Here is a 20,352-nt window from a genome sequence, read left to right as displayed (position 1 = left end):
CGCCGCTCTCCGCGGCGTCGGATACGCAGCGGCGTATCCCCGGGTGGCTGGGTGGAGTCCAACTAACATCGTCAGGCCGCCCGAGTTCATTGGCATGACACCCGAGCCCGGGGGCAGACCGACAGCAACTGGATGAGCCTGCGCGCGAGCGCGGGAGAAGGGAACAGCAAGTCGAGATGAGAGTATTGATCACCGGCGCAGCCGGGTTCTTCGGACGGGCCCTGGTCCGGGCGTTCGCCCTGGGTGGCGAGCACGTGGTGGCGGCGGACATCCTCCCGCCCGGCGAGTTCGCTCCCCGGTCGGACACCCCGAATGACCGTTTCGAGTACGTGGTGCTCGACGTGGCCGATCCGGCCGCCTGGTCCACCGAGGTCACCGGGGAAGTCGACGCCATCGTCCACGCCGCCGCCCTCACCCCGAGCATCCAGGAGGCCAAGGAGGATCCGTCCAAGCTGGTGAATGTCAACCTCATCGGCACCCTCAATGCCCTGGAGTTCGCCCGCAGCCAGAACATGGGCAAGTTCCTGTTCATCTCCTCCGCCGGCGTGTACAACCAGTTCGACGAGGAGACGCTCACCGAGGCGGACGCGGACGGGGGCTTCTCTCTCTACGGCTCGGCCAAGCTGGCCGCCGAGATCATGCTGTTCCGGTATGCCGACATGTTCGGTTTCGATGCCGGTGCGATCCGACCCACCTCGATGTACGGCCCGGCGGAGGAGTTCCGCGACACGCGTCCGTTCGTCACCCAGGCCAAGCAGCTGGCCGACGCCGCCCTGGACGGCGTGCCGGTGCGGGTCATCGGGGCCGAAGACCGGTGCGACTGGGTGTTCGTGGACGACGTCGCCGAGGGCGCCCATCGTTTCTTCTCCGGCGGTATGAACAGCCGCGCCTTCGCCTTTTCCTCCGGCGACCCGATCCCGTTTCAGAACGTGCTGGATGCGGCGGTGGCCGCCTTCGGCGTGGTGGTGGACGCCAGCGCCGAGATGCTGGTCGACGCCACTCCCGACCGGGCCACCACCATCTCCTGTGACAAGGCCCGTTCCGAGCTGGGATGGAACCCGATGGGAATCGAAGAAGGCATGCGCCGCTACGCCGAACTGGGTGGCTGAGGACCGCTTGCCCGCTGAATTCCCGAACGAACCGATAGCCTCAGATATGGAGTCCCTATGAGCCAGAGCACACTGAGACAAAGGCTGGCGGAGCGCACCCTGCGGATCCGGGGTGGCCACGAGTCGCCCTACTTCCAGATCATGCGGAGGGTCGAAGGCCGTGACGACATCATCCGCCTGGTGCGGGGGGAGCCGGATATTCCGACCCCTCAGCACATTATCGACGCCGCCAAACGATGTCTGGACACCGGACATGTCGGCTACACGCCTCCGGGCGGGATGATCGAGCTCCGGGAAGCCATCGCCCGCAAGTTCAAGGAGGACAATAACCTCGAGTACGACGCCGCTTCCGAGGTCCTGGTGACCGCCGGGGCGCAGGAATCCATGGCGGTCAGCCTCCAGACGCTCCTGGATCCCGGCGACGAGGTCCTGCTCGCTACCCCCCATTACATGGCCTACCCGGCCAACATCATCATGGCGGGCGGGCGCATCGTCTACGTGGACACGGTCGAGGAGGAGGACTTCGAGCTCAAGCCCGAGGCCATCGAGGCAGCGATCACCGAGCGCACCAAGCTGCTGGTGCTCGTGACCCCCAACAATCCCACCGCCGGCGTGATCACCGCCGAGACGCTTTCGGCGATCGCCGACGTGGTGCGGGCCCATCCCGGCCTGGTAGTGATCTCGGACGAGCTCTACGAGAAGGTGGTGTACGACGGGTTCGAGCACATCTCCTTCGCCACCCTGCCGGACATGTGGGACCGGACCATCACCATCAACGGCTTCTCCAAGGCCTACAGCATGACCGGCTTCCGGGTGGGTTACATGGCGGGTCCGGCCGACTACATCCTGGCCGCGACGGAGCCGCGCCACTCCCTCAGCATCTCGACCTCCCTCCCTTCCCAGCACGGCGCCCTGGCCGCGCTGGAGGGGCCACAGGACTTCATGGCCGAGATGATGGAGGAGTACCACGTGCGCCGGGCGATGATGCGGGACGCCTTCGACGAGTTGGGCGTCACCTACGGGGAGCCCAAGGGCGGCTTCTACTTCTTCGCCAACATCTCCGGCTCGGGGCTGGACGCGGTCGAGTTCGCCGACAAGGCGGTGGACTACGGGATCCTTTTCTCACCGGGCAACGTATTCGCCGAGGGCGCACGTAAGTACATCCGGATCTCCTACCTGGCGCCGAGGGATCAGCTGGCCGAGGCTCTCGAGCGCTTCGGGCGGCTCTGGAACGACTGCCGGAGCGGCCGATGAACGGCCCGAACGTAGCCGTCGTAGAGGAGTTCACGGCTGCCCAGGTAGAGGCCCTCCGGAGGGCCCTTCCCGACGGCGCCACGGTGCTCACCGACGCCCTCGGTTCTGGAACCATCGGGCAGGCCGACTACCTGGTGCTCCGGGAGGCGAGCATCGAAGAAGACCGCCTCGCCGCCCTCTCTTCCCTCCGGGGAGTGGTGACCATCGAGTCAGGGGGCGCGGCCGTCTCGGGAGAGACCTGCGAGTCCATGGGAGCCTGGACCGAAGCCGTCACGTCCCCAGGGCCGACCAGCGTGGCGGAACACGCCGTGATGCTCATCCTGGCGCTCTTCAAGCGGCTTCCGACCGCCCACCAACGTCTTATGGACGGGGTGGTCGTGGACGGGATGGAGCCGTTCGTCACCGACCAGCTCAACTACTCGTACAACTGGGTGGGCCTGGACCTGTTCGAGGCGATGCTGGGCAAGACGGTGGGGCTGGTCGGGGTCGGCCAGATCGGACGGGTCGCGGCCAAGCTGCTGGTTGCGTTCGGGGTGGATGTCGTCTACTACAAGCGCAATCGGTTCTCGCCCGAAGAGGAGCAGGAGTTGGGTGTCCGCTACCTCCCCTTCGACGAGCTGCTGGCCGAGTCGCACTGCGTCTCGCTACACAACAAGTTCACCCCAGAGACCGAGAAGATGATGGGCGCCCGCGAGTTCGCCCTCATGCCCGAGGGGTCGTTCTTCGTGAATACCGCCCGGGGCCGGCTGGTCGATGAGGACGCCCTGATGGAGGCCTTGAACAGCGGCCATCTGGCCGGCGCAGCTCTGGATGTCTTCTGGTGGGAGCCGATCCTGCCCGACAGTCCTCTCCGCGACACGCCCAACCTGCTGATGACCCCCCACACCGCCGGAACACCCGCCGGCGACAACGTGGCCCTGGAACTGGGCTCCGCCGGAAGGGTCATCCGCCGGCGGAACGGAGTCACGACATGAGCGACCGGACATTCGTAGGCATGCAGGTGGGTGGCATCAGCTTCATCGACGAGGGCATCGAGGAGACGCTCGACATCTTCGCGGATAAGGCCGGCGTCAACGCCATCTTCATCTCCGCCCTGTCCTGGGCTAGGGGAAACGCGGGGCGTTCCGGCAGCAACGACTTCCCCGACCATGGTGGGCAGGAGCCCGACCACCTGCAGGGCGGAGCCTTCTTCCCCCCCGATCCCAGGTACTACCACGGCACCTCGATCAAGGACTTCACCGCCCCGGACCCGCTCTACGAGGGGTTCGACATCCTGGGTGACGTGATCCCCGCCGCCCGGGAGCGGGGGATGGAAGTGTTCCCGTACTACTGCGAGACATCTCACAAGAACCCCAAGCCGCTCTGGCAGCCGGGGTTCGCCCAGGTCATCGAGGTGGACGCGTGGGGCCGGCGGGCCAGCCGCCCCTGCCTCTACAACCCCGATTACCGGAACTGGTGGTTCGGGGTTATCGACAACTGGCTCAACGAGTACGACCTGAACGGCATCATGTGGGGCATCGAGCGGGAGGATCCGCTCTCCTCCATGATCGTCAGCAACGAGGTCCCCACCTGCTTCTGCGTCCACTGCCGGACCGAGGGTCACCGGCGTGATATCGATGCCGGGCGCGCGGCCGAGGGCTATCGGACGATCTACGACTACCTGGCCTCGGTGCGGGGCGGTTACCAGCCTCCTGACGGCAAGCTGATCACCTTCCTCCGCCACCTCTTCGAGTACCCCGAGGTCTCCCAGTGGCAGAAGCTCTGGTGGGACGGCCACAAGGACCTCTATCGAGAGATATCAGGGACGGTGCGTTACTTCGGAGACAGCTACCAGGTGGGCCTGGGGATCTGGCAGATGATCAACACCTTCAATCCCTTGCTACGGGCCGCCCACGATCCGGCCGAGTACAAGCTGTACGCCGACTGGCTCAAGCCGGTGTTCTACAACGCTCCGGGCGGGGCGCGGTTCGCCAAGTTCGTGACCAACTTGTGCCAGACCATTCTCGGCGACGCCAGTCCGTCGGAGTGGACCCCCATCCTGTACAAGATCCTCGGCTTGGACGAGGCCGCCTTTGAAGACCTGCCTCCGGCGGGATTCAGCCCGCAGTACGTGGCCGACTTCACCCGTCGCTACGTGGATGCGGTCGGTCCCGAAGTGGCCGTCTACCCCGGCATAGGCCTCGGTGTCGAGACGGTGGCCCGAGACATCTCTCCCGCAGACTGCGAAGCGATGGTGGAAGCCTCGTTCGACGGGGGAGCGGGCGGCGTGATGATCTCCCGCAACTACTCGGAATTGACCCTCACCAACCTGGCCGCGGTGGGCAATGCCCTGCGCCGGCTCGGCAAGATCTGATCGGAACCCAGGAAAGGAAACCAACCGTGCGCACAATTCTCAAAGGCGGAGTGGTCGTCAACCTCGACGGCGGGCCCTCCACGCAACAGGACCTGGTCATCGAAGGCGAGCAGATCACCTCGGTGGGCGCCGCCGCGGCCGCGAACGGCGACAGCGTGGTTGATGTCTCCGGCATGCACCTGCTGCCCGGGCTGGTGAACTGCCATGTTCACCTGGGGTGGGACGGCACCCACGACCTGGAAATGCAGGCCAACGAGTCGCCGGCCGTCAACGCCATGAAGGCGGTGATGAACATCCATCGCCATCTGTCTGCGGGCGTGACCACCATCCGCGACCTGGGCATGAACCACGCCAACATCGACGCCAAGACGGCCATCGACAACGGGTGGGCGCCTTGGATCCGTCTGTTCCCCAACGGTCGGGCGATCTGCACCACCGGTGGCCACACCTGGTGGTGCTGCCGGGAGGCCGACGGTATCTACGGAGTGCGCAAGGCCATCCGGGAGCAGTTCAAGGCGGGCGCCACCTGGATCAAGATCATGGGTTCCCACGAAGAGGTCCAGTTCACGATGGACGAGTTGAGGGCCATGGTGGAGGAGGCGCACCAGAACGGCATGATGGTGACCGCCCACGCCACATTCGACGAGGCCATCTCACGGGTGGTGGACGCCGGGGTGGACTGCGTTGAGCACGGCGGGTCGATGACGCCGGAGACCATCGACAAGCTGGTCGAGAAGGGGGTTCCCATCGTCACCACCTTCTCCCCGCTGGTGCAGCAAGTGAAGTTCGGTCGGGACTTCGGGATGACCGAGTCCGACGTGGAGCGCCGCAAGGATCAGATGGCCGACAAGAGCCGCTTCGCCGGCAACGTGGCCGCGGCCCGGGCGGGGATCCCGATCGTGTTCGGCACCGACGCCGGAAGCCCCGTGGTGCCGCATTACGCCATCGCCGAGGAACTCAAGTTCATGGTCGAGATCGGGGTCTGCCCGGACAATCTCGACGCGCTGAACTCGATCACACGCCGCGGCATCAAGCTGCTCGGTCTCGAGGACGAGTTGGGAAGTCTCGAAGCCGGCAAGACCGCCGATGTGGTGGCCGTCGGAGGCGATCCGCTGGCGTCGCTGGACCACATGAAGGATGTCAGGCGGGTCTTCGTGCGCGGGCAGATGGCGTTTTCGTCCGAGGGTGGCTACACCCAGGTCGGTCGGGACATCGAGGGCATGGGCACTCGCTGGGGTCCCGGACCCGAGATCGGTTACCGCAGGGCCTAGTGGCAGACCGCCAAAGGGATACCTCGACGGCCGGGAGCTGACCGATGCTCGATCTGAGGATCGTCGGCGGCGTCGTGGTGAGCGACGGGCACTCCCGTCCGGCCGACGTCGGCCTGGAGGGGGATCGCATCATTGAGGTCGCCCCCCAGGGCGGCCTCGGCCCCGCTCGCGGGGAGATGGACGCCTCGGGTCTGCTGGTCATTCCCGGTGCGGTGGATGCCCACTTCCACTGCCGGGCGCCCAGCCATCCCGAGCGGGCCACCTTCGGGTCCGAGTCCCGGGCGGCGGCAGCCTCCGGGGTGACCACCCTGTTCGAGATGCCGATCTCCAACCCGCCATGCAGCACTCCAGAGGCCTTCGAGATGCGCCGTGAACTGGGGGAGGCCGAGAGCCTGATCGATTTCGCCCTCTACTCGGGTGCAGGATTCAGCGACCCGGCCCGGGCGGAGGCGATGGCCGAGTGCGGGGCGATCGCGTTCAAACTGTTCACCCACCATCCGCCTCCGGAGCGGGTAGACGAGTTCGAGGGTCTTTGCGCAGGAGCGCCCGAGTTCATCCTCGAGTGTCTCCGCGCGGTGGCGGGCACCGGACTGAGGTGTGCCGTTCACTCTGAAAGCCAGCAGATGATCGAACTCTTCCGGGAGGAGTTGGACCGGTACGGACACCCGTCCCGCCCGCCCCTGGTCGAGGCTGTAGCGGTTGGCCTGGTGGCAACCATCGCCAGGGAGTTGGGGGCGCCCGCCCACATCGTTCATATCACCTCCCGCCTGGCCATGGAAGAGGTCCAGGCGGCCCAGGCGCTGGGAGCCGACCTTTCCGCCGAGTCGTGCCCCCACTACCTGCTGCTCGACGAGTCGGCGATTCCGGAGTTTGGCAACTTCGTGAAGGTAGCCCCTCCCCTCCGCCCGTTGGAGGATCTCGACTATTTGTGGGAGGCGCTGGCAGACGGATCGCTCTCGGTGGTGGCGTCGGACCATGCTCCGTTCACGCCGGAAGAGAAGGCTGCCGCCGCCTATGCGAACTCCGGACAGGGGATTCCCTCCCTGGAGATGCTGGTTCCCGCGATGCTGGATGCCGGCCTGACCGGGCGTATCCCGCTCGCCCGAGCGGTGGACGTGATGACCGCCAACCCGGCCAAGCTGTACGGCATCTATCCCCGCAAGGGCACCGTCTCAGTGGGATCGGAGGCCGACCTGGTGCTGGTGGATCCCGAGGCCAGCCGCACCGTCCGTTCATCCGAGTTCCTGGCCCGCTCGGGCAAGAGCGCCCTGGCCTACGACGGGATGGAACTCAGGGGCAAGGTGCTCACCACCCTCTCACGGGGACGTACCGTGTTCGAGGCCGGCCGGGTGATAGGGGAAAGCGGGGGGCGGTTGGTCAGGCCGGACGGCCCTCCCCAACACGTCCGCGAGGTCCAGGGCGCCGGTTAGCCCCTGGCTGCCGGGCGGTCGGCCCGGAGTGGCGCCGGAAACCGGAGCAGACGGTGCGACCGGTATTCTCGCCGGATGTCCCCGGAGCAGTCTCGACCTGTCAGTAGTCCGACCTTCGACCGGCTGCGGCAGGCGCCGAAGGTGGTACTCCATGACCATCTCGACGGCGGCCTGCGGCCTTCCACCATCGTCGAGCTGGCGAGGGAGACCGGCTATCGGGGCCTTCCCACCCACGACCCGGGGGAGCTGGCGGCTCTGATCCAGGAAGGCGCCCGCCGCCGAAGCCTGGAGCTCTACCTGGAGATGTTCCGCCACACCCTCGGTGTCATGCAGACGGGTCGGGCTGTTTACCGGGTGGCGGCCGAGTGCGCCCAGGACCTGGCCAGCGACAACGTGGTGTACGCCGAGGTCAGGTTCGCTCCCGAGTTGAACACGGAGGGTGGTCTGTCTCTCGACCGGGTGGTCGAGGCCGCGCTGGCCGGATTCCGAGACGGGAGCGAGGGTCGGGGCATCCGGATCGGCCTGCTCCTCTGCACCATGAGGACCGCTTCCCGCAGTCTCGAGATCGCCGAGTTGGTGTTGAAGTATCGGGATAGGGGAGTGGCGGGGTTCGACATCGCCGGTGCCGAGGCCGGTCATCCGCCCTCCGATCACCTGCCCGCCTTCGATCTGCTGCGCCGGGCGGGAATGCCCTACACCATCCACGCGGGTGAAGCGGACGGCCTCGACTCGATACGGGAGGCTGTTCGCACCTGCGGGGCCCGGCGGATCGGCCATGGAATCAGGATCCTGGACGACATCGGAGAGGATGGTGCCCCGGGTTCGCTCGCCGCCGAACTGCGCGACCGGAAGATGCCGCTCGAGCAATGCCCGACTTCCAACGTTCACATCGGCGCCGTCCCGTCGATCACGGCCCATCCGATCGGCCGGCTCCTCGACCTGGGCTTCCGCGTGACCGTGAACACGGACAACCGGCTGATGAGCGGGGTCTCGCTGACGGGCGAGTTCGACCGTTGCTGCCAGGCCTTCGGCTGGTCCTGGCCCGAGGTGCACCGGCTGACCACCAACGCCATGGAGGGCGCCTTCCTCCCGGCTGACCAGCACCGGGAGATCATCAGTCAAGTCATCGACCCCTGGTACGCCACCCCGCCCGACTAAACACCACACCTCGTGGACGGTGGCTCGTCGGATCTACCTTGCGCGCCTAAGCAACGAGCGTCGAGACCGGATAGGCAAGAACCTTCCGGTCGCCGGTTACCAGCGTGAGATCCTCGGAAAGGGCTTGGGCTACAAGAAGCCATGGAGGATTGACAGGGCGATGGAGCGCAAGGGACTGGGGTAATCGGCACACGCGGACGTGACCATGTGCCTTGAGGATGTGGCAGGTGCGAGCGGCAGAGGTGGATTGGCCTCCGCCTTGTCGCCGTGTCGGTTGGCAGGATGGAACCGACCGGGTTAGTCGCGGACCGCCATGGTGGTGGGGTGCTCGTTGAGCTTGACGCCGCCTTCCTCGGTGCAGAGGATGATGTCCTCGACGCGGACTCCAACCCGGCCCGGCCAGAAGACCGACGGCTCGATGGTGAAGGTCATGCCGGCTTCGAGGGGGGTGTCGTCCTCCGGTGAGATGAAGGGCTCCTCGTGGACGTCGAGGCCGATGCAGTGGCCGGTCCGGTGCCGGAACCAGTCCCCGTACCCGGCGTCCACGATCACCTGCCGGGTGGCCCGATGGACCTCGGAGGCCTTGGTGCCTGGCCGGGCGGCTTTCATGCCGGCCTGCTGGGCGGCCATGACCACCTCGTAGACGTGGCGGTACTCGTCGTCGGGTTCGCCGATCCGGATGGTACGGCCGAAGTCCGAGCAGTAGCCCTGGACCACCGCGCCGAAGTCGAAGGACAACCCCACGCCCGGGCGTACCTCCTGCTGGGAGAGCCGGACGTTCGCATCCCGGTCGTCGCCGGGACCCATTCCCCACACCGCGGTGTCGAACGACCAGGTACGGGAGCCGAGGCGGAGCAGGTGGTAGTTGACCTCCTCGGCGAGTTCCAGTTCGGTGACGCCGCTAGAGATACGGGCCTTGGTCTCCTCCATCGCTCCGTCCGCCACGTGACAGGCCCGGCGCAACAACTCCAGTTCCTCGGTGCTCTTGATCCGCCGCAGACGGTTGACCAGGCGGCTGGCGTTGGACAACTGCGGGTTTCGCAACTCCTCGAGGAGGTTCATCGTGGCTGAGGCCCAGGTGCGCGCGCCGACAGCCAGCGTTCGCGGTGAAGGGAAGGACCGGGCCACCCGCGAGAACAAGGCGTGCCCATCGTCCATCTCGCTCACGCTCACCACCTCGCCCGGAACCCCTTCCGGCAGGTCGAACTCGACGTAGTTGCGAGGGAGGATGAAGGCGGGATCCCGACCGGGCGCCAGGAAGGCCCCGGCCACCCAGCCGTGGGCGTAGTTGACGTCACCGAAGGTGGGTACCCGCCGCTGGATGCCGGTCAGGTACTCGAGGTCGGCGCCGATAGGGAGCCAGACCAGATCGACCCCTGCCTCGTCGAGCACGGCGTCAAGGGCGAGACGCCGGGCGCGGTGGTCGAATGCGTTCGTGCTCATGCAGGCCGCCAGTCTAGGGGACAAAGGCGCCCCCTCCACCAGCCACCGCCTAGCGGAACGTACGCCTGATGGTGGCCCCGACCCTGCGGATCTCGCGCTCGATGTCCTCGCCCCAGGCAAGCCGAGAGAGCAGAGCCGACTCCATGAGCGGTGACCCATCCTGCCACCAGTTTGTGGCACAACGCCGGCGATCGTCTGCGGTTCGCGCGTCCTCTTCCAGCCCGGGTCGTGACCGCCGGCGGCTCAGGTCCTGGTGACCCGGCGGCGGCGCTCGCGATGGGCCGTGGCGGGACGGGACGGGCGTGGTGCGTGGGGAAGGCGCCGAGCGATCTCCTCGCGGGTGACCCTTCGGGTGGGACGCGTGCAATCGACCGCCTCCCTGATGGCGGCTATGTGTCCGGGTCCGCTTCCGCAACAGGCGCCGATCAACCGCGCTCCCGCCCGGATGGCCAGCTCGACGTAGGTAGGCATGATCTCGGGGCCATGGGGATAGGACAGGTTTCCCTCGGTGTAGGCGGGCAGGCCGCAGTTGGCCTTGGCCACGATGGCCGTTCCCGGGTCCGCCTTGGCCAACTCGCTCACGGCAAGCACCACGTCGCCGGCGCCCACGCCGCAGTTGGCCCCCACCGCTGCCGGAAGGACGGCCTGGGCGCGGCTCCAGGCGGCCAGTTGCTCGGGACGAAAACCCATCATGGTCCGGCCGTGGGTGTCGAAGCTCATCGTGGTCACGACCGGCGCCCGGAACGACCGGGCCGCCTCGTAGGCCGCTTCCAGTTCCTCCCGGCTCGACATGGTCTCTATCCAGACCACGTCGACGCCACCGCGCACGAGAGCGTCGATCTGCTCTCCGAAAACCTCGACGGCGGCGCCATGCTCCAGCGGGCCGAGGGGTGCTAGCAGATCACCCGTGGGTCCGACGCTCCCTGCCACCGCGACGGGTCGCCCGCGACGGCCCGCCAGCCGCCGGAGCAGCGCCACGGCAGCCAGGTTGAGCTCAGCAACCCGGTCCTGGAGTCCATGCAAGGTGAGCCGTCGCCGGTTGGCTCCGAACGTGTTGGTGAGGACGATGTCGCATCCCGCCTCGAGGAAGCCCGAGTGTGCCTCCATCACCATCTCCGGACACTCCACGTTCAGCAACTCGGGACAGGCGCCCGGCGGCATTCCTAACGCGAACAGGCTGGTGCCCAGGCCCCCGTCGGCCACCAGGATGGGCGCCTCCGAGAGCAATCGATCGAGCGATGTGTTCGCAATGTGGTTCGATGAGGACACGGCCTCCTCCGCTTCCGCCAGGATGCCGATGCCCTGAAGGGCTCCTTCACGAGAAAGGGGCCGCCCAGCTTCTGCGGCCCCATGAGCTGTTCCTGTGGAAACGCCCGGTCGCTTTAGCTGGTTTTCTAGAGCGCCCGCAAGCTGACTGATCAAATCGGCGCTGTCTTTGGAGAGAGTGTACCACGCCGGCCGAACCCGTGCCGGCAGTCACGCCGGCGGCAGCGCAGCCGGATGTTCGAGCGGGAGGATCCTGGGAGTCAGCGCTGGTAGACCATCCGGCCGTGGGCGATCACGACAACCGGCTCTCTCAGCGTCTCCAGCGACGACATCGGGTTCTCTTCCACCAGGATCAGGTCGGCTACCGCACCCGGATCGGGTGTCGAGCAGTGGCCGAGTCCGTTGAGCGCCCGGCCGCCCACAGAAGCAGCGTGGAGCACGGACCGCCTGTCCATGCCGGCCCTCTCCAGCATCTCGAGCTCCCGGTGGAAGCGTGGCCCGATCGGGTTCAGGTCGGCGCCGACGGCAACCTGAACACCCGCCTCGATGCACGCCTGGAGGGCGGCGGCGTGGACGGGCATCAGCTCCCGGGACCGGTTGGCGGCGTGCTCCGGCCAGCCCTGGCTCTGGATGTATTCCTGGTCGTGGGTCACGCCGATGGTGGGTACCAGCCAGGTGCCGTTCCGGGCCATCACCACGGCGGCTTGCTCGTCGAGCATGTAACCGTGCTCGATGGAGCGCCCGCCCAACTCCGAGAAGGCGATGGCGGGTTCGTTGCCCCCGCAGTGGGCCGCCACCGGTATGTGGCGCTGGTTGGCCACCTCCATCAGGGTCGCCAACTCGGCGTCGGTGAACTGGCCCTCGTCGGCCGCTTCGAAGGGGCTGTACAAACCGCCGGTCAGCATGATCTTGATCCAGTGCGCGCCTCGCTCAACCTGGCGCCGGACCGCCCGGGCCATCGCATCCGGTCCGTCGACCACCAGTTCGGCGCCCATCTGGGTGTAGACCCGCGGGAAGGCGGTGCCGTGGCCGCCCGTGGTGCGGATGCCTCGCCCGGCGCCGGTCACCCGGGGTCCGAGCGTGGTGCCGGCGGCGTAGGCACGGCCCCAGGCCAGGTCCAGGTCATCGGCCTCGTCTACGCACCGCACCCCGGTGACGCCCATTTCCGCAGCCCGGCGGAAGTTCTCTCCGGCGCGGATGGTCCGATCGGGGGCCGCCTCGAAGTAGCCGGTGGCGTCCGGGTCGTACATCAGCCCGCCGGCGTGGGCGTGGCAATCCCACAAGCCGAACATGGCATGCAGGCCCGAGCCGTCCACGGTTCTCCCCGCGCCGCTGTCTCCGGCCAGGATGGTCCCGTCCTGGACAAACAGGTCACGCGCCTGTGACTCGCCGGTGGCGGTGTCGAGCCAGGACACGCCCCGGATCCGGAGCGGAGGGGTCGGGGCGTGGGCGCCGGACATTATCCGGTCGCGTAGCCGTCGATGGCATCCTGGGAGGCCAGCTCGGGATCCCGCTCGTCCGGGAGGCCGTAGCCCCCACCTCCGCCGGTAGCCACATGCAGGCGCGATCCCATCGGCGCAGGTATCTGGTTGGCCTTGAGCAGCGGGACCGTCTCCCCTTCCACGGTCAGCGTCACGTCGGTGGCTGCACCGTCCTCGCCGCCGAACAATCCCCAGGCGGGCGTTCTGGTGCGCTCGAACCAGGTCGACACGGTTATGTCGTCGGCTAGGACCTCGTAGTCCCGCAGCACACCCAGGCCGCCGCGCCACCTGCCCCGGCCGCCCGAATCGGGCCATACCGAGTACTGGTGGACCCGGATCGGGTAGCGGGACTCCATCACCTCGACCGGGATGTTCTTCAGGTCGCCGCCGCCGTAGTTGATGAGCCCGTTGGTGCCGTCGCCGCCCTGGTAGGCGCCCCAGCCGACCGCGGTGGCCTCTCCAACCACGAAGTCCTCGCCGGTCCGGGGGTTGGGGCCGCTGAACAGGACGTTCATCGGGTCGGCGGCCTGGCCGGCCACCACCCGGTCGGGGACCGCGGGCGCCAGCGCCCGGATGAACAGGTCGATCATCATCCCGAGGTGCGGGTAGTAGTACTGGCAGGCGGCCGGCTCCCGGGCGTCGAACACGGAAGCCTCCGGAGCGCTCAGCGTGAGGTTGCGGAAAGTGCCTGCTGTGACCGGGACGTCGGAGTTGATCAGCATCTTGAAGGCCAGGTTGGCCGCCGCCTCGGTCTGCGCCAGCCCGCAGTTCATGCAACCGGGCGTCATCGGCGCCGACCCGTCCAGGTCGACCCGGATCTCCTCGCCCTCCACCGTCACCACCACCTTGACGTACACCGGATCGCCGCCCGGACCCCAACTGTCCATCTCGCCGTCGGTCTCGTACACCCCGTCAGAGATGGACGCCACCGCCTCGCGATCGAGGCGTTCGCACTGGTCGAAGATCACCTCGGCGGCGGCGGTCACGGTGTCCAGCCCGAAGCGGTCAATCAGTTCGGCAAGCCCACGCTCGCCGGTCCGGCAGGCGGCGATCTGGGCGTGCATGTCACCCCAGATCGAGCGGGGCAGGCGGCTGTTGCGGGTCAGGAAGTCGAGCATCCCCCGTTCGGGCTTGCCCTCCCGGTAGAGGTGGACCGGCGCGATCCGGTAGCCCTCCTGGTAGATGGAGGTGGAGTCCATCGCCTGGCCGGGATCCTTGGCGCCGATGTCCAGCCAGTGGGCCTTGGTGGCGCCGAACCCGACCAGTTCCCCGCTGTGGAAGATGGGCGAGATCACGTTGACGTCGTTGAGGTGGCTGCCGACCATGTAGCTGTCGTTGACCGCGTAGACATCACCCGGCCGGCAGCTCTCCGGGCCGCCCATATGCTCGAGAGTGACGTCGATGGCGGCTTCCAGACTCCCGAGGAAGATGGGCAGCCCGGGCGCCTGCCCGAGCAGGTTCCCGCGGGCGTCGAAGAGGCCGACCGAGCAGTCCTTCATCTCGTAGATGATGGGGGTGTAGGCGGAACGGGCCAGGTTGTTGTTCATCTGGGACGCGATCGAGATGAAGGCGTTGCGGATCACCTCGACGGTTACCGGATCTACGTGCATGTTCCTAACTCCTATCGCCCGGCGAGGGCGGCTCGGGTAATCCTATGGATACGGGTGCTTCGACCGCCTTCCAGCACCGGACCAGCTGACCGGCTGTGGTCTCGCGCAGCGGCTGAGGTTCGGCACACTTCGACTCCGAGAAAGGACATCTCGGCATGAGGCGGCATCCGGGCGAGCCGAGATGGTCGGTGCTGATCTCGCCCGACAGGCGTACCGGCTCCCCGATGTGTCCCGGTTCCTCGAGTTGCGCGGCTTCCAGCAGCCCGCGGGTGTACGGGTGGGCGGCCTGGCGGTAGACCTGATCCCGCGTACCGATCTCGACGAACTGGCCGAGGTACATCACCGCCACCCGGTGGGCCATGGCGTATACCACCCTGAGGTCGTGGGCCACCAGCAGGTAGGCCAGGTGGTCCGTTTCCTGGAGGCCGGTGAGCAGGTTGACGATCTGGCCCCTGATGGACACGTCCAGCGAGGACGTGGGCTCGTCCAGGAAGAGCAACCTGGGCTCGACCAGCAGGGAGCGGGCGACGCTCAACCTCTGTAGCTGGCCTCCGCTGACCTCGGCCGGGCGCCGGTCGGCGATCTCGGGTGACAGTCCCACATTGTTGATGGCTTCATCGATGCCCTGGTCTTGCTGGGAGGGCGTGCGCTCCCCGCCGAACTCGGCGAACTCGCGGAGGCTGGACCGGATGGTCGCTCGCGGGTCGAAGGCTGCCAGCGGATCCTGGAACACCATCTGCAGGTTTGTCCTCATGGGCCGGAACTGCTTCTCGCGCAGATCCAGGATGTCCTCGCCCAGGAGGGACACGTGACCCTCGGTGGCTTCGGTCAGCTTGAGGATCACCCTGCCGACCGTCGACTTGCCCGAGCCCGACTCGCCCACGATGGCGAAGGTCTCGGACGGCCAGACCTCGAAGCTGACGCCGTCCACAGCTCGCACCACCCGCTGGCGGAGCTTGGCGTCACGGGATATGTAGTCCTTCACCAGGTCGCGAACCTCGAGGATGGGGGACGTCATGCTCTCACGCATGCCACCTCCCGGTCTTCGATGGCCCGGAGTTCCGGCACGCCGTCGCGGCACTCCTCGCCGACCTCCGGGCAGCGGTTGGCGAAGGGACACTCGGCAAGCGGGCGCAGCAGGGTGGGAACGGTCCCGGGGATGGCGTACATCCGACCCTCGTCCACGGTGGCGAAGGCCCGTAGCAATGCTGTGGTGTAGGGATTGGCGGGGGAGGAGGTGACCGACTCGGTCGGTCCGCTCTCCATGACCCTTCCCGCGTACATCACCGCGATGCGTTCGCAGGTCTGGCGGGCGATGGCGATGTCATGGGTGATCAGGAGCAGCGAGGCGCCCCGGTTCGACACCTGCTCCACCACCAACTCGAGTACCTGTTCCTGGAGGGTGGCGTCGAGCCCGGTGGTGGGCTCGTCCGCGATGAGGAGATCGGGTTGGCATGACAGAGCCATGGCAAGGGCGGCCCGCTGCGCCATCCCTCCCGAGTACTGGTGGACATAGTCACCGGCCCGCCGGCGGGCGTCGGGAACCCCCATCTGGTCGAGCAGATCGATGGCCTGGCGATGGCTCTCGCGGCGCCCGGCATCTGAGTGAGTGCGGATGACCTCGGCGATCTGGCCCCCGACGGTCAGCACCGGGTTGAGCGAGGCTCTGGGGTTCTGGAACATGATGGCGATCTGCCGACCGCGCAAGTCACGCATGCGACGCTTCGCGGCGCCGATCAGGTCTTCTCCGTCCAGCCGGATCGAGCCTCCCAGGATCTCAGCCCCTTCCGGCAGCATCCCGATCACGGCGGACGCGGTGAGGCTCTTGCCCGATCCGGACTCCCCGACCAGCGACATGCGGCTGGCGCGTGGTACCCGCAGGTTCACGCCCTGGAGCGGCATGGACGCGTCCTCCCTGCCGGTGTGGAACCCGACCGTCAGGTTCTCGATGTTGAGCAGCGGAGGGGTCTCGGTCACCGGGGAGGCGGGGTTACCGGTCATCGGTTCCCGATCGAGTCGCGCTCACCGTGCCTGATCTCGTCGGACAGGTAGTTGAGGGTCAGGACGGTGGCCAGGATGGCCAGCCCCGGGAAGAGAGAGATCCACCACTGCCCGTAATACATGTAGTCGATGCCGTCCCTCACCATGGCGCCCCATTCGGCGGTCGGGAGCTTGACACCGAGCCCGACGAAGCTCAGTGCTGCCAGAATCTGGATTGCCCACGCCACGTTCACCGAAAACTGGGCGAACACGATCTCCGACACGTTGGGCAGGATGTGGCGCCGCAGGATGGCGGCCTGGCTCTTGCCCGCGCACCGCGCCGCAAGCACGAAGTCCGAGTCGACCAGCGGCTTCACTGCGCTCCGGGTGAGGCGGAGATACACGGGGATGTTCACCATGGCGATGACCATGATCAGGATGGGAATGCTGGGACCTAGCGCGGCCACGATCCCGAGGGCCAGCAGCAGGGTGGGGAAGGCCTGGAACGACTCCGAGACTCGCAGCAGCAGTGCGTCGAAGGCACCTCCCCGGTAGGCGCCCAGGGCGCCCAGGGGCATCCCGACGACGACTGCTAGCGCAGCCGCGATCAGGCCCACCCAGAGGTCGAGGCGGGCGGCGTGAACCACCCGGGCGAAGATATCCCTGCCGAACTGGTCGGTCCCGAACCAGAACTCGGCCGAAGGGGCGGTCAGCGTGCCGCCATGGAAACCCAGCGGGTCCCTGACGAGGAAAGGTCCGACGAGCGCGACCAGCACGATGATCGCCATGGCCAGGTAGGCCGGCGTCCGGAGCACCTTGCGGACCAACCCTCCAATCCGGCCGCGCTCCGCGGGCGTCCTGCGGTCCGGCAGTGCCCGGGCGGTCATGTCCTGGTCCTCGGGTCGATCACGAAGTGCAGGATGTCCATGATCAGGTACACCAGCAGGTAAGAGAGAGCGCTCAGTAGTACGGCAGCCAGCACCGGGGCGAAGTCGGACTCGCTGATGGAGTCGATGGCGTACTTGCCGATGCCCGGTCGGGCGAACACGAATTCAACGAGCACCGTCCCGCCCAGCAGGTAGCCGTACATGATCGCCCCCATCGTGGAGACGGGAAGCAGCACGTTGGGGAGCGCGTGGCGGAGCACGATCGATCGTTCCGGCACGCCCAGCGCTCGGGCGGATCGGATGTGATGGGAGGCCATCGTCTCGCGCATGAACCCGCGGGTGACCCTGACCATGGGCGCTCCCACCGTCACCGCCAGCGTCACCGCGGGCAGGATCATCTGTACTGCGGCTGCTTTGAACGCCTCCCAGTCACCGGCCAGGATGGCGTCGACCGTGTAGAAACCGGTTGTGTGGGGCGGGACGTCCCCCAGCGTCCGTCCGAGCGCGGGGGGCGCCCATTCCAGCGTTGCGAAGAACACCAGCAGGAGGATCATGCCGAGGAAGAACTCGGGTATAGACACTCCGAAGCCCGACAATGCGTTGGCCAGGCGATCGGAGAAGGAACGCCTCCGCAACGCCGAAACGATCCCCAAGGGAATCGACCACGCCAGAGCAAGGATCAGCGCCGCGCTGCCGAGCTCGATGGTGGCCGGCCAGCGGGCCCCGATGTCGGTGGTGACCGGATTGCGGGTCCGCCAGCTGTCGCCCAGGTCGCCGGACGCCAGCTGCTGGATGTAGCGGAAGTACTGCTCGTGAATCGGGAGGTTGAGGCCGAGCCGCTCGGTGACCGCTATCACCGTGGATTCGTCGGCCATGACCCCCACGATCATGTAAGCGGGGTTACCAGGTAGCAACCTGGTAACCACGAAGGCGACCAGCGACACGCCGAATAGCGCCACCAGCATGTAAGCCAGCCGGCGGAGCACGTAAACGGCGAGGTGCATACCCTCTCCTAGGAGAGTACTGAAAAATGTCCAGCTGGCCCTATAGCCGGATGCAAAACCCCAGCTAGACGCATCGCGGGCCAAGCCGTCCCCATCTTTTTCAGCACCCTCCTCGGTTGGTTCCTCTTTCTGGTCCTCAGAGGGTGCGCGGATGGGTATCCGCGCACCCTCCTAGTGGTCTGTCTGCGAAACAGCCTGGCGTGCTCTGGCTGCCATCGGTGTCCCGTCGCTGCGTTCCGCTTCCTCAACGTACCGCTGCGGGTACGCCTTCGTCAGCGGGCCTTGCGAGGAACACCGCTGCCGACGCCATACCACACCGCCACTCCACAGACAGACCACTTACTGATCCTCGATCAGCCTGCCGGGTAAAGGTCGGCGAAGCGAGGTATGGCGTTCGGATACAGCACGAACCCGTCCACATCCTCACGCATGGCGAACTTGAAGTCCGGCTGCGCCAGGAAGACCCACGGAGCATCCTCGGAGATGAGCCTCTGGGCTTCCTCGAAGATCGCTCTACGGGCGGCGGGGTCTTGCTCCGCCCAGCCGTCCGTGATGATCTCGTCGACCCGGGCGTTCGAGTAATCGGCGTAGTTGCCGAACACTCCCGACTCCAGGGTCAGGGACAGCTGGTAGTTCGGGTCGTCGATCCAGGCCAGCAACTCGTCCACGAACATCTGGAGCTGCTTGCCCACCTTACGCTCCGCGAACACGGGGGACTGGAGGGTCTCGATCTCGACGTCCATGCCGATCTCGCGCAGCGCCGACTGGACGCGGACCGCGATCAGCTGGTGCTCCGCCTTGGCGGAGTCGATCGACAGGGTCACCGTGCCTCCGTCGTAGCTGCTGGAGGCGAGAAGCTCCTGCGCCTTGGCGGTGTCCTGGAAGTATCCGACCTCGGCGCCCAGCGAGACCGCCGAGCCGTTGGGGATGGCCCCGTGGAGGCGGCGGGCGTCGCCCTTGTAGACGTTCTCAAGGATGTCGTCATAGTCGACGCCGTAGGAGACTGCCTGGCGGACCGCCACGTCGTCGAACGGGGCGATCGAGTTGTTCATGCCCACGTAGGCCATGTTCTTGGAAGGCGCCCGGACGACCTTCACGCCCTCGGATCCGTCCAGTGCGTTGAACTCCTCGGTCCCGAGACCGACCGCTAGGTCGATCACTCCGGCCCTGAGCAGCTGGACGCGCTCGGCGGGTGACGGGATGATCTTCCAAACGATCTTGTCGTAGGCGGGACGGCCACCCCAATAGTTGTCCCTGGCCTCGAACACGACCTCTTCGTCGGGCGTCCGGCTGACCAGGCGGTAAGGACCGCTGGGGTTGTCGGCGTTGCGCGCCATGTACTCGGTCGCCCAGGGGTCATCATCGGTGGCGTTGGCGGCCACCACGGCGGGATCGACCGCTGCCGAACTGGACATGTAGAAGGACTGCATCACCATCGGGCTGCGCCGGTCCGACACCAGCTCCAAGGTGTACTCGTCGATCACGGTCGGCGGCTTGGTCACGAAGGCGATGTTGGTGAGCAACCACGCGCCACCGCCGGGGGTGTTGAGGTTGCGGTCGATCATGAACCGAACGGTCTCGGCGGTGATCGGAGTGCCGTCGTCGAACGTCATGCCTTGCCGCACCTTGATGGTGAAGGTAAGGCCGTCGTCATGCTCGACCCACGACTCGAAGTAGCGGGGCAGCAAGTTGTCCGCATCTCCGAGCATGGCGCCGTTCTGCTCCACGATGGGGTGGATCACCGGAACGTCGTAGACCATCAGCAGCGCCTCGTGGGCCCTGATGAAGTTGGCGCAACACGGGTCGAGAGTCTCGATGTCGCCGGGAACTCCGATGGTGAGCACCCGCTCCTCCATCATCGTTTCTTCGGCCGGCGCCTCCTCGGCGGTCTCTTCCATCGTTTCTTCGGCCGGCGCCTCTTCGGTCATGGCTGCCGCCGTCGTGGCCGTAGTGGCCTGTGCGGCTGTGGTGGCAGGCGCGCTCTCCGGCTCGGCATCGTCCGAGCCGCAGGCCGCTACTACCAGCGCCAGCGCGGCGAAGACGGCAATCAGGCGGAGCCGGACAGCCGATCTCGTTCTGTTCATTTGTTTTCCTCCCTAGTTGGGT

16 protein-coding genes and 1 riboswitch are annotated in these 20,352 nt (G+C 66.8%); of the genes, 7 read left to right on the top strand and 9 right to left on the bottom strand.

Annotated features, from left to right (window positions below; genetic code table 11):
* The first annotated feature begins 176 nt into the window (after positions 1–176).
* The 7 genes from OXM57_08640 to OXM57_08610 all read left to right on the top strand — a co-directional run bounded on the left by OXM57_08640 (position 177) and on the right by OXM57_08610 (position 8,575).
* Positions 177–1,109: an NAD(P)-dependent oxidoreductase gene (locus OXM57_08640; GenBank protein MDE0352746.1), complete on the top strand. Its 933-nt coding sequence runs from the start codon at positions 177–179 to the stop codon at positions 1,107–1,109.
* A 57-nt stretch (positions 1,110–1,166) separates the two neighbouring features.
* The gene (locus OXM57_08635; protein ID MDE0352745.1) at positions 1,167–2,363 is read left to right on the top strand and encodes a pyridoxal phosphate-dependent aminotransferase; all 1,197 of its coding nucleotides are present in this window, start codon (positions 1,167–1,169) and stop codon (positions 2,361–2,363) included.
* Positions 2,360–3,337, top strand: a complete 978-nt coding sequence (locus OXM57_08630) for a hypothetical protein (protein MDE0352744.1) — start codon at positions 2,360–2,362, stop codon at positions 3,335–3,337. Before OXM57_08635 ends, OXM57_08630 begins: the two co-directional genes overlap by 4 nt.
* Positions 3,334–4,716 (top strand): hypothetical protein, encoded by a 1,383-nt coding sequence (locus OXM57_08625; GenBank protein MDE0352743.1) that lies wholly within the window; start codon positions 3,334–3,336, stop codon positions 4,714–4,716. The genes OXM57_08630 and OXM57_08625 overlap by 4 nt, the downstream gene beginning before the upstream one ends.
* A 26-nt stretch (positions 4,717–4,742) precedes the next feature.
* Complete coding sequence (locus OXM57_08620; protein ID MDE0352742.1) at positions 4,743–5,987, top strand: amidohydrolase family protein; 1,245 nt, start codon at positions 4,743–4,745, stop codon at positions 5,985–5,987.
* Between the two features lie 44 nt (positions 5,988–6,031).
* The gene (locus OXM57_08615; GenBank protein MDE0352741.1) at positions 6,032–7,417 is read left to right on the top strand and encodes a dihydroorotase family protein; all 1,386 of its coding nucleotides are present in this window, start codon (positions 6,032–6,034) and stop codon (positions 7,415–7,417) included.
* Between the two features lie 75 nt (positions 7,418–7,492).
* Positions 7,493–8,575 (top strand): adenosine deaminase, encoded by a 1,083-nt coding sequence (locus OXM57_08610; protein MDE0352740.1) that lies wholly within the window; start codon positions 7,493–7,495, stop codon positions 8,573–8,575.
* A 297-nt stretch (positions 8,576–8,872) separates the two neighbouring features.
* Here OXM57_08610 and OXM57_08605 read toward each other — a convergent pair whose 3' ends face one another.
* The 9 genes from OXM57_08605 to OXM57_08565 form a co-directional block, all read right to left on the bottom strand.
* Complete coding sequence (locus OXM57_08605; GenBank protein MDE0352739.1) at positions 8,873–10,018, bottom strand: M24 family metallopeptidase; 1,146 nt, start codon at positions 10,016–10,018, stop codon at positions 8,873–8,875.
* 243 nt (positions 10,019–10,261) lie between these two features.
* Positions 10,262–11,287, bottom strand: coding sequence for a betaine--homocysteine S-methyltransferase (gene bmt / locus OXM57_08600; protein ID MDE0352738.1), 1,026 nt, complete (start codon positions 11,285–11,287; stop codon positions 10,262–10,264).
* Positions 11,288–11,379: 92 nt separating this feature from the next.
* A riboswitch (SAM riboswitch) is annotated at positions 11,380–11,458 on the bottom strand.
* A gap of 86 nt (positions 11,459–11,544) precedes the next feature.
* Complete coding sequence (locus OXM57_08595; GenBank protein ID MDE0352737.1) at positions 11,545–12,744, bottom strand: amidohydrolase family protein; 1,200 nt, start codon at positions 12,742–12,744, stop codon at positions 11,545–11,547.
* A complete protein-coding gene (locus OXM57_08590) occupies positions 12,744–14,375 on the bottom strand; it encodes a hydantoinase B/oxoprolinase family protein (protein ID MDE0352736.1) in 1,632 nt (543 codons plus the stop codon). Before OXM57_08590 ends, OXM57_08595 begins: the two co-directional genes overlap by 1 nt.
* Before the next feature lie 4 nt (positions 14,376–14,379).
* The gene (locus OXM57_08585) at positions 14,380–15,405 is read right to left on the bottom strand and encodes an ABC transporter ATP-binding protein (GenBank protein MDE0352735.1); all 1,026 of its coding nucleotides are present in this window, start codon (positions 15,403–15,405) and stop codon (positions 14,380–14,382) included.
* Entirely contained in the window at positions 15,390–16,376 is a 987-nt protein-coding gene (locus OXM57_08580; protein MDE0352734.1) for an ABC transporter ATP-binding protein, read from the bottom strand. The genes OXM57_08585 and OXM57_08580 overlap by 16 nt, the downstream gene beginning before the upstream one ends.
* Positions 16,373–17,242 (bottom strand): ABC transporter permease, encoded by an 870-nt coding sequence (locus tag OXM57_08575; GenBank protein MDE0352733.1) that lies wholly within the window; start codon positions 17,240–17,242, stop codon positions 16,373–16,375. Before OXM57_08575 ends, OXM57_08580 begins: the two co-directional genes overlap by 4 nt.
* Positions 17,239–18,246 (bottom strand): ABC transporter permease, encoded by a 1,008-nt coding sequence (locus tag OXM57_08570; protein MDE0352732.1) that lies wholly within the window; start codon positions 18,244–18,246, stop codon positions 17,239–17,241. Before OXM57_08570 ends, OXM57_08575 begins: the two co-directional genes overlap by 4 nt.
* A 353-nt stretch (positions 18,247–18,599) precedes the next feature.
* Entirely contained in the window at positions 18,600–20,330 is a 1,731-nt protein-coding gene (locus OXM57_08565) for an ABC transporter substrate-binding protein (GenBank protein ID MDE0352731.1), read from the bottom strand.
* Positions 20,331–20,352: the final 22 nt, after the last annotated feature.

Source organism: bacterium, from assembly GCA_028820935.1.
Lineage (GTDB): Bacteria > Actinomycetota > Acidimicrobiia > Spongiisociales > Spongiisociaceae > Spongiisocius.
Note: the sequence above shows the minus strand (reverse complement) of the source record. Positions and strands in the feature narration are given on the sequence as shown.